Here is a 13,801-nt window from a genome sequence, read left to right as displayed (position 1 = left end):
TTTTGGTTAAACCTCAAAATACGCCAAAAAATATTAATGTAAATTGTAACATCAATCATTAAAATTTTGGCAGTTGATAGATTTTAAAACACATTTTTAATCATTCAACCATACAACAGTGTAACAATAAAGCCGTGTTCTGTTATTAATGGCGATAAGATTTAAAAATTCAATTTATTGGGCAAATTATTTGTTAATGAATCCTGTACCCAGTGGAGTTTATATAACCCAGCCTCTATCTGCCAAAATGCGTTTGATTTGGGCATAAATCACTGGCGCACTGATGAGTCCCGCCAACCCAAACGTCGCTTCAAGGACCAAAATAAATAACAACAATTCCCAAGCAGACGCTCGGATTTTGTGACCAATGATTTGCGCATTTAAAAAGTATTCAAGTTTATGAATGCTCACCAACCACACCAGCGATAAAATGCTGATGCCAAGCCCGTGAGTCAGGCTAAGCAAGACGATAACAATGTTTGAGACCAAATTACCAACGACAGGAAATAGTCCTGCGCAAAAGGTGATAAGCACAACGGTCCAAGCCATCGGTAGCGGATGACCGAGTAGCGGTAATATCCCTAGCAAAAACACCGAGGTTAAGATGGTATTGATACTAGAGATTTTGACTTGCGCAAAAAATACATCATTAAACCCCATGATAAGTTCATCAAATTTTTGGCGCAAATGTTGGGTAAATGGGGTTTTATGCGCTGCGCTATTCACAGGTACCTGCAGGGCCACAATACAACCAATCACGACACCGGCTAGCACATAACCAAGCCCGCGTAACGTATGGATACCCACTAGCTGTAGTTGTGGCGCATGACTTTTGATAGTGCTCATGAGCATAGCTTGAAATGAACTAACTGAAATGGGTAGATGCTGAGAGATACTTGGAGGTAGTAGGGTATGAAGCTGGTCAAATATATCCAATATCTGTCGAATAAGCTTGTTGAAGACCTCAACACTGGTTTTATCAGCAATCCAATCGCCAAATACATACACAGTAAGTGAAATCAAAGTCGCCAAAACAGCAATAGCAAACCATTCTGCAACTTTACCCATACGCTGCTGACGCGAGGCGCTATGCATATAGGCAATGACATGCCGATGAATCCAGCCGGCAATACCGCGAATCAGCGCATAAGTAATTAAGGTAGCAAAAAGCACTAAAGTAAGGTGGAGCAATAGCACAGGCAGCCAGACAACAATCACACTGCTAATCGCTAACAAAAAACTTTTCATATCTGACCACTGTAACCGATCATTGGTCAAAAAAGGATCGCCCAAATGAGCACTGGTCGAAGTATTGTTTTTATTGTTGAGTGCCGGTTCAGGATTGTTGCCAAGGGGTTCAGCGGTCATAAATAACATCTTAACAAGATAAAAAAAGATGAGATAAAACTAACACAATTTTAGTGATTAAAGTATTAGATTTATGACAAAATTTTGTCAAAATCGCGCGCGCGATGCGCAATAATAACCCGTGAAAATCGCAATCAAACGTAAAATCGGCTACAATATGCCATCTTTTTTATTCTTTCTTTTATCGGTTATCAAGCCTCGCTACTTTTAAGTCAAACACTATGTCACTACATTCTGAAATCGCCAAACGCCGCACTTTTGCTATCATCTCGCACCCCGATGCCGGTAAAACCACCATGACCGAAAAATTACTGCTGTGGGGGCAAGCAATTCAGCGCGCAGGTGAAGTCAAATCACGCAAAACCGACAAACACGCGACATCTGACTGGATGAGCATGGAGCAAGAGCGTGGTATCTCGATTACCACTTCTGTGATGCAGTTTCCCTATGCCGACAACATGGTCAATCTGCTAGACACCCCAGGTCACGCCGACTTTTCAGAAGATACCTATCGTACCTTAACCGCAGTAGACAGCGCACTGATGGTGATTGATGGGGCAAAAGGGGTCGAAGAACGAACCATCAAGCTGATGGAAGTATGTCGGATGCGTGACACGCCGATTATCTCATTTGTTAACAAGCTTGACCGCGAAATCCGTGACCCGTTATCACTGCTTGATGAAATTGAAAACGTCCTCAAAATCCAATGTGTGCCGATGACGTGGCCGATTGGTACAGGTCAGCATTTTGTTGGGGTGTACAACATCAGCGAGGATAAAACCTACTTTTATCAAAAAGGTCATGGTACTGAGATTGTCGAGATTGAGAGCCGTGACGGCTATGACTATCCAGATGTCCGCGAGAGAATCGGTGAAATTGCCTTCCGTGAATTTGAAGAAAGCCTAGAGCTTGCAAAAATGGCACATGAAGATTGGGATGTCGATGAATTTTTGACCGGTAAACAAACGCCTGTGCTGTTTGGTACGGCATTGGGTAACTTCGGGATTAACATGGTGCTTGATGTACTGACCCAATACGCCCCAGCGCCTAAAGACCATGACACAGTCGAACGCACCGTCAAAGCCGATGAAGAAAAATTCTCGGGCTTTGTCTTTAAAATTCAAGCCAACATGGATCCAAAACACCGTGACCGTATTGCCTTTATGCGAGTGTGTTCAGGCAAGTACGAAAAAGGCATGAAAATGAAGCATGTGCGCTTGGGCAAAGAAGTACGCATTTCAGATGCCTTGACCTTTTTGGCAGGTGACCGAGAAGCGCTGGAAGAAGCATATTCGGGCGATATCATCGGCTTACATAATCATGGCACCATCCAAATTGGCGATAGCTTTACCGAAGGCGAAACTTTAAACTTCACAGGCATTCCCCACTTTGCGCCAGAATTGTTTCGCCGTGTGGTACTCAAAGACCCACTAAAATCCAAGCAACTGCAAAAAGGCCTACAGCAGCTATCAGAAGAAGGTGCCACCCAAGTATTTATGCCGCAAATCAACAATGATTTGATTTTGGGCGCGGTAGGGGTGCTACAGTTTGAAGTGGTCGCGCATCGCCTGCTTGAAGAATATAAAGTGCAATGTACCTTTGAGCCTGTGTCGATTGCGACGGTGCGCTGGGTGCATTGTGATGACAAAGTGGCGTTTGAGAAGTTTAAGAAAAAAGCCCACGACCAGTTATCTGTTGATGGCGGTGGGTATTTGACCTATCTTGCCCCAAGCCGGGTTAATCTTAAATTGATGGAAGAACGTTATCCAGAAATTACCTTTAGCGCCACCCGTGAGCATTGATAAATTGATACAGTCATCACCATAACCGCAGAGAAGCTGACAAACCCTGTCAGCTTTTTTTTAACCTTAAAAGGATTTTACCCAATTTACCAAACGATAACCCAATGAGGGCAAATAATAAATATTGGTAACCTAATTACTTTAGTAAAACGCTTAAGTTTTGGCTACAATAAATCCATTAGCGATAATTATTAATTTAAAATTTTAACAACTACAACAAAAGTGAGGATACTATGCAATTTCCTAATGGTGTAAACAAATCAAACCTTATTAAACTTGGCGTACTCGGTGCCGCTTACTATATGTTAAAAGGTCGTAACAAAACCCAGCCGACCATTGAAAACAAAGCAAATAATCCAGCACCGGTTGATAATGAACCTGCTGACAATGCTGCGGCAAATTCAAATGGCAAGAAACCTGCCAAAACTACGGCATTTACCATGGGTAAAGAGCTAGCTGCTAAAGTATTAGGTAAAAAATTCTAATAGTTATCGAATACTTATCGAATTACGTTATTATATAACAGCTATTTACTATAACGGCATTTGAAAAAAGCCCATTAGTCCACCATTAAACGGGTATCGACTGATGGGTTTTTTTATGGCAATACTGTTAAAAGCTAAGGTTTAAAAACTAAGGCAGGGAAAGGAAAGGTATGAGAATGTCGAGGGTAATTAAACTAGGGGTTGCTGCCACAGCTTTATTGCTGCTACCTAGACGTAGTAGACCACGGGCTGATAAAGTTACCAAGTCGCCTAAAAGTCTATCCGCTAAAAACACAGTTGAGCCGCCTATCAATAAAAATACTGAGCAGGATAACCATAACTAAAACAATGGCTAAAGTTTTTATGTAAACCTATGGGTAGATAACAAATAAAGGATAAATAGATGACGTGCGTGGGCTGCACCGCAATTGACGGTGCCTTACAGCGAGCTAAAAGGCATTGTCAAACCACAGTATTTGAAATGATATGACATGAAAAATGACACGGCTTGCTCGTTTGATTTGCCATTACCATTACCATTACCATTAATTGATACGCACACCCATTTTGATGTGGGTAGCTTCGATCATGACCGCGAAATGCAATCCCAGTTAGCATGGGATAACGGCGTTCGTCATCTGGTTTTGATAGGTTTCTTAGCAAAGTATTTTGCACAAATGGTGGCGTGTCAACAGCAAATGCAAGGCTATGGGCAGCAAGGCAAAGCCACACCTTTGGCACATTTAGCCTTTGGCTTGCATCCTTTTTATATTACTGAGCATAAAGACAGCGATTTGCAGCGGCTAGAGCAGTTTATTCAGCAATATTCACCCATCGCGATTGGGGAAATCGGGCTTGATACCTTTACTGCGCCGATGAAAACTGCAGAGAACTATACTCGCCAGCAGGATTTTTTTGGTCAGCAACTTGAATTGGCAAAGCAGTACCAACTGCCTGCGCTGCTACATATTCGCCGCGCGCATGGCGATGTGATTAAGATGTTAAAAGCACAAAAATTTACCCAAGGTGGGATTGCCCATAGTTTTAGTGGCGGTATCCAAGAAGCCAAAGCGTTGGTCAATCTGGGCTTTAAAATCGGCATCACCGGGCAAGTGACCAATCCAAATGCCAAAAAACTGCGCCACACCCTTACAGAGCTTGTCAAAACTGTCGGACTTGATGCTATTGTGATTGAGACGGACTGCCCAGACTTTACGCCGCTGCCCTGTCATGGGACGCACGGTAGGCGTAATGTACCTGCCAATCTGCCGTACGTGTTGACAGCGTTATCAGACTTATTAAAAAAAGATCAATCCCGGCTTGCCGAACAGTTGTGGCAAAATAGCTGCGCTGCACTACAAGTCAGCTGGGAGTATCCTATCCCAAACAAATTGAACATAAAACCTGACCAAGATTAAGATAAACCATGACAATGACAGCTGATATGATGCCTGATGTGACATTAATTGACACCCAATACCAACGCCGTTTTGCTGGCACCCAAAAGCTGTATGGTGCCGCGCAATTTAGTAAGTTTGAGAATCTGCATGCGTATGTGGTGGGCGTGGGCGGGGTGGGCTCATGGGCAGCTGAGGGACTGGCTCGTACAGGTGTGGGCGAGATGACATTAATTGACATGGATGTGCTAGTAGCTTCCAATGTCAATCGACAATTACCCGCTACCGATAGCAATTTTGGTAAAAGCAAAATTGAAGCCATGGCCGCACGTATCAAAGAAATCAATCCCCACATCAAATTACATTTGATTGACGATTTTTTGAGCAAAGATAACGTACAATTATTAATGCCTAATCGTGCTTTGCAATCACAGCTTAAACAGTCAGGTAAACAGCTTGTGGTGTTAGACTGTGTCGATGATATGAATGCCAAGCTTGCGCTTGCCCTGCATTGCCGATTCAATAAATTAAAGTTAATTATGGCGGGCGGGGCAGGTGGCAAGACGGATCCGACCCAAATTCAAGTGGCAGATCTTAAGGATACTTACCAAGATCCGCTACTGGCTAAAGTCAGACAGCGACTTCGCCAAGATTATGGTATCAATCGTGCGATGAAAGAAAAGTTCGGCATTCGTTGTGTATTCTCATCACAGCCACCGATTGTTGATAAGTCCTGTCAAACAGGTGGTTTGCATTGTGGCGGTTATGGGTCAGCCGTTGCCGTGACCTCAGTGGTGGGGATGATGTTGGTGGCTGAAGCGTTAAAATAACCTCAGTTTTTGAATTTTATCACGTAGTAGGAAGCTGTTAATGAGATGATATCATATCCTATAGCAAGCAATGAAAAACAGCGTCTAGCGGTATTGGATGAGTACCATATTATCCAAACAAATACAGAAGCCGAATTTGAGCGTATTAGCGCATTGGCTAAGGCGTTTTTTGGTACTAAGATTGTCGCTATTACTTTTTTGGATGCTGATATCCAGTTTTTTAAGTCAAGAATTGGTCTAAAAGAACCTTCAACCAGCCGTGATGTTGCTTTTTGCAATTACACTATTACACAAAATGACACCTTTGTCACGCTCGATACTCACCAAGATACGCGATTTAAAAACAATCCTTTGGTTACCGGTTACCCTTATATTCGGTTTTATGCTGGCGCACCCATCATAGTTCACGATAGTCAAGGTAGGGAATTTGCTTTGGGCGCGCTGTGTGTGATTGACGACCAGCCGCATCAAGATTTTGATGCCAATCAACAACGCGTGCTAGCAGATTTGGCAGCGATGGTGAGTGATACCTTAAAATTACGTCAGCAGCGTTACCAAGCTGAGCGTGCTGATGAGGTGAAGACCGCATTTTTGGCTAATATGAGCCATGAAATTCGCACGCCGATGAATGGTATCATGGGCATACTTGAATTACTTGAGCAGACACCGCTCGATACGCAGCAGCAACACTATATCAAATCGATTAAAACATCCAATGAGCATCTGCTTACCATCGTCAATGATATTTTGGATTTATCCAAAGTAGAATCAGGTAAGATACGTTTTGAGAGTATTCCGGTTGATTTAGCACAGCTATGCCAAGACGTGTATCAATGCTTTTTAGCCACTGCAAAAGACAACAGCGTGGAGCTAGTCTTCGATTACTCTGACAACTTGCCCAAATATGTCAACACTGATCCTGTGCGGGTGCGACAGATTTTAATCAATCTAGTCAATAACGCCATCAAATTTACCCCAAAACTGGGTAAAGTGACCATGCAAGCCATGAAGGGCTGTGATAAGCACCAAATCAAATTCAATGTGATTGATACAGGTGTTGGTATCAAGCCTAAATCATTGGCAGTGATTTTTGATGCGTATAATCAAGCCGATAAGTTTACCCATCGTGTATATGGTGGTACAGGGCTAGGGCTATCTGTGTGCAAAGCGCTGGCAGAAGGGATGGGTGGTACGATTAAGGTAACCAGTGAAAAAAATAAAGGCGCAACCTTTACCCTAACTTTACCAATGATAGCAACCGATGAAATCAGCTATCAGCAGTGGCACCAACGTCATGATGAAACCACAATACAACCGCTAGAACGTCTGCCTGCCCATGTTCTGCTAGCAGAAGACAATGAGCTAAATGCCATGGTCGCGGTCAAAAGCCTAAAAAAATATGGCTATGAAGTCACCCGAGCCAAAGATGGGCTTGAAGCCGTCAATTTTTATAAAGCTGACCCTAGCAAATATCATATCATTTTGATGGATCATCAAATGCCCATCATGGATGGGGTGGAAGCTACCAAGATGCTCAAGCAATCGTACAATGAGTTGCCGCCTATCATTGCGGTGACAGCACACGCCATGCATGGGGACAAAGAAGTATATCTTAAAGCGGGTATGCAAGATTACTGTACCAAGCCCTATAAGCCTGAAGCACTCGATGTGATGATTCAGCGCTGGCTGCATCATGTCGCCAACACGGTTTAAGAGATATTAATCAAAAAATTTGCTTGCATTTGCGCAAACAATTGCTTACGGTAAAACCCTACCACAGTTTGTGGTAGGGTTTTCTTTTTGTTGAAGTATTTTTGCTTGGTCATGGCTAAAAATGGCTTTGGCGACAGTGTTTTATAGAATTAAGAGCTAAAAAAACGCCTATGGGAAATTTTATTTTTTTACAAATTTTGGCAGCCGTCTGTGCCTTGTCCATCATTACCACGCTATTTAACAAGCGGATTTTGGACTTTCCACAAGCCATTGGGGTGCCCATTGTGTCGGCGGTACTGGTTTTTATTTTGCAGTGGAGTGCAAGCCTGCTCAATGGCAACGAGTTTATTACCATCAATATCACCAGTATCCAAAATGCGGTGCGTGATATTGATTTTTACGATTTTCTAATCAATGGGGTGATTTGTTTTATTTTGACGGCATCGGCGCTGACGTTTAAGGTGTCCGATCTCAAAAACTATTGGAAACCGATTGGGATTTTGGCAAGTATCGCATTGGCACTGTGTGCGCTGTTTTTTGCAAGCCTTATGTTTGGCTTTCAGTGGCTTATAGGGGCAAGTATTCCGTTTGCGGTGTTGTTGTTACTGGGTGCAGCACTGGGCGCGACTGACCCAATTGGCATCAAAGGCGTGCTTAGCTCTATCAAAGCGCCGCGCCATTTGATGATTAAGCTAGAAGGTGAGTCGCTGTTCAATGATGCAGTGTGTATTGCGCTATTTATGACTATTTTGCATGGTCTGCAAGGTAATGGCTTTAGCATCGTGACCACAGTAGAAGTATTGTTGTATGAAATCGTAGTTGCAGGGATTATTGGTTGGTTTTTTGGGCAGATGACGCTGCGGATTTTAAGCGGTAAACACGAGATGGAGTCACTGATTTTGACTACGGCATTTTTGGCGTGTGGGTCGTATTTGGTGGCATTGTATGCGCATGCTTCCGCGCCGATTGCTTGTGTGGTCGGTGGCTTGATTGTTGGTAACCGTTGGCACCAGATTTTAGACGAAGGGGAAATCACCTATGTGAATCACTTTTGGCACGCCATTGAGGGGATTATCAATTCATTCTTATTCACCCTTATCGGTCTGGAGCTATTTATTTTAGAGCTGAATACCTCGTTGATTTTGGGCGGTGTGGTGGCATTTATTTGTCTGCATTTATCCCGTTTTTTGGCAAATTTTGCGTCATTTAGCCTATTATCCGATGTTCGAAAAACCAGTTATAACGGCAGTTTGACGATTTTATCGTGGGGCGGGGTACGCGGGGCGATTTCTTTGGCGTTGATTTTATCGGTTTCTAACGTGCCTGAATTGCAGCCTTATAGCAGCTTTTTGGTGGGTTATACCTTTATCGTGGTATTGATGTCGGGCGTGGTATGTGGTCTTGGGCTACCTGCAGTGATGAATGCGTTTTATCATAACCCCAACGAACCCACGACAGGTTTTGCGGGTTGGTATCAAAGGCTAGTTAAACGCTTTAATCGCAAAGGCTACCAGTATGTGCTCAGCGAGGATGAGCAGGGCAATGAAGTCATTACCCGTTACCAGCCGCCGCCTGTGGTGATTCAAGAGACGCCTAGTAGTGTCGGTATGGCATTGCCACTGCCAAAAGTGATTGATAAAGATGGGCATGATGAATTGGCCCATCCCAATGGTTTTTAACTGTTGCTACCACAAAAAAAGACCTAGCCAATCGCTAGGTCTTTTTTTATAGCATTAGATGATTAGATAGCTGCGCGCAAAATCCGCTCAGACACTGCCAAATCATTGCTACGATGTTCACCCAGTTTGACCATATTATGTTCTTCTAATTGGCTTAAAATTGGCGCGATTGCAGACGCATCAAGGTCGGCATCTGACAATCTCACCGGTAAGCCAAGCTCGCGGAAAAAGTTTTCGGTGTTAACAATCGCTTGCTCGATTTTATCCTCATCGCTACCTTCAGTGAGATGCCAAACGTTTTTGGCGTACTGTAGCAACTTGTCTTTTTTGCTATCTTTGAGCTCACGCATCACTCCAGGCAACACAATGGTCAAGGTGCGGGCGTGGTCAATGCCGTGTAGGGACGTGAGTTCATGCCCAATCATATGGGTGGTCCAGTCTTGTGGTACGCCAGTGCCAATGAGACCATTGAGTGCCATTGTCGCTGTCCACATGATGTTCTTACGCGTTTCCATGTCGTTAGGGTTGGCTTTGACGGCACGGCCTTCTTCAATCAAGATTTTGAGCAGACTTTCAGAGAAACTATCTTGGACTTTGGCATTGACTGGGTAAGTAAGATACTGCTCCATCACATGCACAAACGCATCGCCTACACCATTCATCACTTGACGCTCAGGTAGCGTTAAGGTTTTGGCAGGGTCAAGAATCGAAAACTGCGGGAATACTAGCGGGTTACCAAAAGGCAATTTGGCATGACGCTCACTATGATTGATAACGCCGCCTGAATTCATCTCTGAACCTGTTGCAGGAATAGTCAATACAGTACCGAGCGGTAGCGCATTTTGAATATCACGGGTATATCCTTTTAATGCTTCCCACGCTTTTTCATGGTCTTTGTCGTCATCTAAGGTGGCAGTCAATGCAACAAATTTGGTGCCATCAAGTACTGAACCACCACCGACAGCGAGCAAAAAATCAATGTTGTTGGCATGTACCATATCGACGGCTTTCATCAAGGTATTAAATTCTGGATTTGGCTCAATACCGCCAAATTCAAAGATTTCACGCTGTTTACCTTGTAGCGCGGTTTTCACCTCATCGAGTGTGCCGGTTTTTTTGGCAGAGCTACCACCATAGGTGATAAGTACGCGGGCATTATCAGGGACAAGATTGGCGAGTTCTTTGATTTGACCTTCGCCAAATACGATACGCACAGGGTTGTAATATTGGAAATTATTCATGCCGATCCTTAAGAATTTGTTATTGTTAATACATTGCCACTTGTAAAAATGCACCATGGCACTTATTAAGTAAACGTTACGCTCAAACACAGCGCTATCATAGAATAAAATACTGAAAGCAATTGCAATAATTTGTCTAAAACTCGCAACAGCTTTTTAAAAACAAATGTGTTTTAGAAACAGATGCTTGCTAAAACGTAGTCTTTGCTCAAGCTTCTAACAGCAGATTAACCTGTGAAAATTACGCTGTGACGAAGTTTGATAGCAACGTATATAAGTCTAAAATCCTTATAAACAAGGATGCTGCAACAATTTTTTTATCAAGTTTGTTATGACTTGAAGCTAGCAGCGTCCAATAACTCAACGAAAGATGAATCAACCATCCCGAGGAATGTATGTCTTACTCCGCTCTTTTATCACCGATTAACGTAGGCGCGATGCGCTTGCCAAACCGCGTCTTTATGGCGCCATTGACCCGTCTGCGTAGTGCTGATTTGCCAAATGGAACAAAAAATATTGGTGGCTTGCCAACGCCACTCATGGCAACCTATTATACCCAGCGCGCTAGCAGTGGTTTGATTATCACGGAAGCCACGGATATCGCAGCCGATGCCAAAGGCTACGCAGGTGCGCCCGGTGTTTTTAGTGACGCACAAATTGCAGGCTGGAAAATGATTGCTGATAGCGTACACCAAGCAGGCGGTCATATCGCTATGCAGCTATGGCACACAGGGGTAGTATCGCATTATAGCTTGCGCCCACAAGGTCAGCCGCCTGTATCAGCATCAACCGTGGATTTGGGTGATGCGGTACGCACTTCGTTAAGAGATGACGAAGGCAAAGTATACCGTGTGACTGCCACGCCAGCGCGTGAGATGACCACCGCAGAAATCAAACAAACCGTCGATGATTTTGCCAGCGCCGCGCGTAATGCGATTGAAGCGGGCATGGATGTTATTGAAATCCACGGTGCACACGGCTATTTGATTCATCAATTCTTGTATGAGAGTGTTAACCAACGCAGCGATGAATACGGTGGTAGCTTAGAGAACCGTATGCGCTTTTTGAAAGAAATTCTAACCGCAGTCACTAGCGCGATTGGCAGTGACAAAGTGGGTATCCGTATCTCGCCACTGGGTCAATTCAATGGTGTGGATGCCGGTAGCGAAGACGATGCATTAGCAATCATCAAACTGATTGATAGCTTTAACCTAGCCTATTTACATATTTCTGAGCCAGACTGGGCAGGTGGAAAACCCTTTACCGCAGAATTCCGTCGCCAAATTCGTGATGCTTATCACGGCGTGCTTATCGGTGCTGGCGGCTATACCGCAGAAAAAGCAGACACGCTAATTCGTGATGGCTTAATTGATGCGGTCGCTTTTGGTCGCAGCTATATCGCAAATCCAGATTTGGTTGAGCGTTTTCACCAAAATGCGCCGCTTAATCAACCAAACCCAGCCACTTTTTATGGTGGCGACCAAGAAGGCTATACCGATTATCCTGCGTTAGCCCAATAATCCTACTAGCGAAAATAATCGTATTAGCGAATATGAAAACCCCGATTGTGTGATGACATGAGCGGGGTTTTTATTGTGCCGATAAAACAAACAAATGTTTTTTACTAAACTTATCATGAAAGTGACTAGAAAATCTGCTAATAATAATCAAGCGGCAATAGGAAATTGTCATATTAAAAAATAGTCAACCAAAGACAAGGAGAATAAGATGAAAAGACGTTTTACAGCCCCCTTATTTGGAGCTATAGCCATGCTATCGGTAGCGGCAACCACCCAAACTGCCACTGCCGCGACAGCTACCAAAATTATTTTTCCAAAGGGTAGCTACTGCGCCAGTTATTCAGGCGATTTTAGCAAAACTAAAACTTATAGCCTGTATCTGCTAAAAAATCAAGATTTTGAAGTGAAAGCCGCCAATATGGAAGACGGTATCCACATTAGAGATGCACGGGGTGTGCTGCGAGGTCAATGGATTGACGACAACACCTATCGTATTCACACGCGCATGAAAGGTCTGCATTATGTGACAGTACGCAGTCCGTATGGCGACCAACAAGTTGAGTTTTGCGCGTATTGATTTAATAAGGGTTGTGGGTTGTGCTATTAGCCAAAACTTGAAAATACCACCATTAACACCGGTGAGATGATATTGACCAAAAATCCAAAGCTCATGGCAAGCGGTACCACTTCATTTCCCCCTGAGCTTTGGATGACCGGCAAGGTAAAATCCATGGTGGTCACCCCGCCCAAACCCACCGCCGTGGTTGGGTATTTGCGAATCAGCATAGGGATAAACAGTAGCGCCGTGAACTCACGTAACAAATCATTGAGCAATGCCACACTCCCCCAAACGGCGCCATACGCATCAGTCATGATAATCCCCGACAACGAATACCAGCCGTAGCCAGAAGATAGTGCTAAGCCTTGGGTGAAGGTCACATCAGGCATTATCAGTGCGTACAGTAAACCACCGACTGCCACACTCAGACAAAAAATCACACAGGCTTGTACGCCGCGTTTGTTGACCAATACCTGCCGTAACGTCATTCCTGAATGCGACAACTGAAAACCCACCAATAAAATCAGCAAAATCAACAAGCCCTTGATGATGCCATCAATCGGCAAATCCGTTATTGGCATCAATTTGCCCAGTACAAAACCCAACACCACACAGCACAACTGAACGAGGCTTCCGGTGATGCTAAAACCTGCTTGACTATGCTCATGGGGAAGGGCTCGTTGCCAAGGATGCAGCCTGTCAAATATCAGCAAACTGATAAAACCTGCACCTAGGGTACAAATCGCCAATACCGCCACATTGGTGCCAATAAACCCAATCTGCGCGCCTAAGTCAGGAATCTGCGACAACGAAAGACCAATAAAGGTTAAAATCACAAACACCAAGTTGGTCAGTAGCTTGTCTACCAGCGGCATGAATCGTTGCGGTAATGGCAGCAAAAACCCGACCACCAATGGGGTAAGAATCAGAACAAGGGTGATAAAGTTTTCTAACATGCCGCGACGCTTCCAGACAGGGTTTAAACACAGGCTAATCGCAATATTTTGCAGTTAGCGCTTGGTTTAAAAAATTAAAAGTGGCTATTGTACCCATAAATGCATCAAGTTGGCGAATATTTGCCATAATGCGTGATTTAAGCGTGCAATCAATTGCTTAGTAACACATTTGTAGTATGATTGAACAAATAGTTGTGTAAGATAGTCACATCCAATCATCTTATGCGTTAGATGACTCCATAAAACGTTAA

At 43.8% G+C, this 13,801-nt stretch carries 11 protein-coding genes; 8 read left to right on the top strand and 3 right to left on the bottom strand.

All coding sequences use genetic code 11. The features are described from left to right. Positions 1 to 219: 219 nt before the first annotated feature. Positions 220 to 1,368, bottom strand: coding sequence for an AI-2E family transporter (locus RT143_RS00725; RefSeq protein ID WP_313090429.1), 1,149 nt, complete (start codon positions 1,366 to 1,368; stop codon positions 220 to 222). A gap of 221 nt (positions 1,369 to 1,589) precedes the next feature. Between RT143_RS00725 and RT143_RS00720 the strand changes: the two genes are divergently transcribed. From RT143_RS00720 to RT143_RS00695, 6 genes are all read left to right on the top strand, one after another. Then, complete coding sequence (locus tag RT143_RS00720; RefSeq protein ID WP_007115798.1) at positions 1,590 to 3,170, top strand: peptide chain release factor 3; 1,581 nt, start codon at positions 1,590 to 1,592, stop codon at positions 3,168 to 3,170. A gap of 233 nt (positions 3,171 to 3,403) precedes the next feature. Next, on the top strand, positions 3,404 to 3,655 hold the full coding sequence (locus tag RT143_RS00715) for a hypothetical protein (RefSeq protein WP_313090428.1): 252 nt from the start codon (positions 3,404 to 3,406) through the stop codon (positions 3,653 to 3,655). 491 nt (positions 3,656 to 4,146) lie between these two features. Then, a complete protein-coding gene (locus RT143_RS00710; RefSeq protein WP_313090426.1) occupies positions 4,147 to 5,073 on the top strand; it encodes a TatD family hydrolase in 927 nt (308 codons plus the stop codon). 29 nt (positions 5,074 to 5,102) lie between these two features. After that, positions 5,103 to 5,882 (top strand): tRNA threonylcarbamoyladenosine dehydratase, encoded by a 780-nt coding sequence (locus RT143_RS00705; RefSeq protein ID WP_472796609.1) that lies wholly within the window; start codon positions 5,103 to 5,105, stop codon positions 5,880 to 5,882. Positions 5,883 to 5,927: 45 nt separating this feature from the next. Beyond that, positions 5,928 to 7,595: a GAF domain-containing hybrid sensor histidine kinase/response regulator gene (locus tag RT143_RS00700; RefSeq protein WP_313090422.1), complete on the top strand. Its 1,668-nt coding sequence runs from the start codon at positions 5,928 to 5,930 to the stop codon at positions 7,593 to 7,595. A gap of 170 nt (positions 7,596 to 7,765) precedes the next feature. Then, positions 7,766 to 9,274 (top strand): cation:proton antiporter, encoded by a 1,509-nt coding sequence (locus RT143_RS00695; protein WP_007115790.1) that lies wholly within the window; start codon positions 7,766 to 7,768, stop codon positions 9,272 to 9,274. Positions 9,275 to 9,336: 62 nt separating this feature from the next. Here the strand turns inward: RT143_RS00695 and RT143_RS00690 are convergent, their stop codons facing one another. Beyond that, positions 9,337 to 10,515 carry an iron-containing alcohol dehydrogenase gene (locus tag RT143_RS00690; protein WP_313090420.1) on the bottom strand — a complete coding sequence of 393 codons (1,179 nt, stop codon included), beginning with the start codon at positions 10,513 to 10,515 and terminating at the stop codon, positions 9,337 to 9,339. A gap of 395 nt (positions 10,516 to 10,910) precedes the next feature. Here RT143_RS00690 and nemA point away from each other — a divergent pair, with 395 nt between their 5' ends. After that, complete coding sequence (gene nemA, locus RT143_RS00685) at positions 10,911 to 12,035, top strand: N-ethylmaleimide reductase (protein WP_313090419.1); 1,125 nt, start codon at positions 10,911 to 10,913, stop codon at positions 12,033 to 12,035. Positions 12,036 to 12,243: 208 nt separating this feature from the next. After that, on the top strand, positions 12,244 to 12,612 hold the full coding sequence (locus RT143_RS00680; protein WP_040403396.1) for a hypothetical protein: 369 nt from the start codon (positions 12,244 to 12,246) through the stop codon (positions 12,610 to 12,612). Between the two features lie 26 nt (positions 12,613 to 12,638). Here the strand turns inward: RT143_RS00680 and RT143_RS00675 are convergent, their stop codons facing one another. Next, a complete protein-coding gene (locus tag RT143_RS00675; RefSeq protein ID WP_313090417.1) occupies positions 12,639 to 13,550 on the bottom strand; it encodes a LysO family transporter in 912 nt (303 codons plus the stop codon). Positions 13,551 to 13,801: the final 251 nt, after the last annotated feature.

Origin of the sequence: Moraxella sp. CTOTU48268 (assembly GCF_032069585.1) — a bacterium.
In the GTDB taxonomy this organism is placed as follows: Bacteria; Pseudomonadota; Gammaproteobacteria; order Pseudomonadales; family Moraxellaceae; genus Faucicola; species Faucicola cinerea.
This window is presented reverse-complemented; position numbering and strand designations above follow the sequence as displayed.

What these genes read in the sequence shown, in the direction of transcription:
- RT143_RS00700 (WP_313090422.1), top strand. Translation starts at nt 5,928, where the DNA reads ATGATATCATATCCTATAGCAAGCAATGAAAAACAGCGTCTAGCGGTA.
- RT143_RS00690 (WP_313090420.1), bottom strand. Translation starts at nt 10,515, where the DNA reads ATGAATAATTTCCAATATTACAACCCTGTGCGTATCGTATTTGGCGAA.
- RT143_RS00675 (WP_313090417.1), bottom strand. Translation starts at nt 13,550, where the DNA reads ATGTTAGAAAACTTTATCACCCTTGTTCTGATTCTTACCCCATTGGTG.
- RT143_RS00695 (WP_007115790.1), top strand. Translation starts at nt 7,766, where the DNA reads ATGGGAAATTTTATTTTTTTACAAATTTTGGCAGCCGTCTGTGCCTTG.
- RT143_RS00680 (WP_040403396.1), top strand. Translation starts at nt 12,244, where the DNA reads ATGAAAAGACGTTTTACAGCCCCCTTATTTGGAGCTATAGCCATGCTA.
- RT143_RS00705 (WP_472796609.1), top strand. Translation starts at nt 5,103, where the DNA reads ATGCCTGATGTGACATTAATTGACACCCAATACCAACGCCGTTTTGCT.
- RT143_RS00710 (WP_313090426.1), top strand. Translation starts at nt 4,147, where the DNA reads ATGAAAAATGACACGGCTTGCTCGTTTGATTTGCCATTACCATTACCA.
- RT143_RS00720 (WP_007115798.1), top strand. Translation starts at nt 1,590, where the DNA reads ATGTCACTACATTCTGAAATCGCCAAACGCCGCACTTTTGCTATCATC.
- RT143_RS00715 (WP_313090428.1), top strand. Translation starts at nt 3,404, where the DNA reads ATGCAATTTCCTAATGGTGTAAACAAATCAAACCTTATTAAACTTGGC.
- nemA (WP_313090419.1), top strand. Translation starts at nt 10,911, where the DNA reads ATGTCTTACTCCGCTCTTTTATCACCGATTAACGTAGGCGCGATGCGC.
- RT143_RS00725 (WP_313090429.1), bottom strand. Translation starts at nt 1,368, where the DNA reads ATGACCGCTGAACCCCTTGGCAACAATCCTGAACCGGCACTCAACAAT.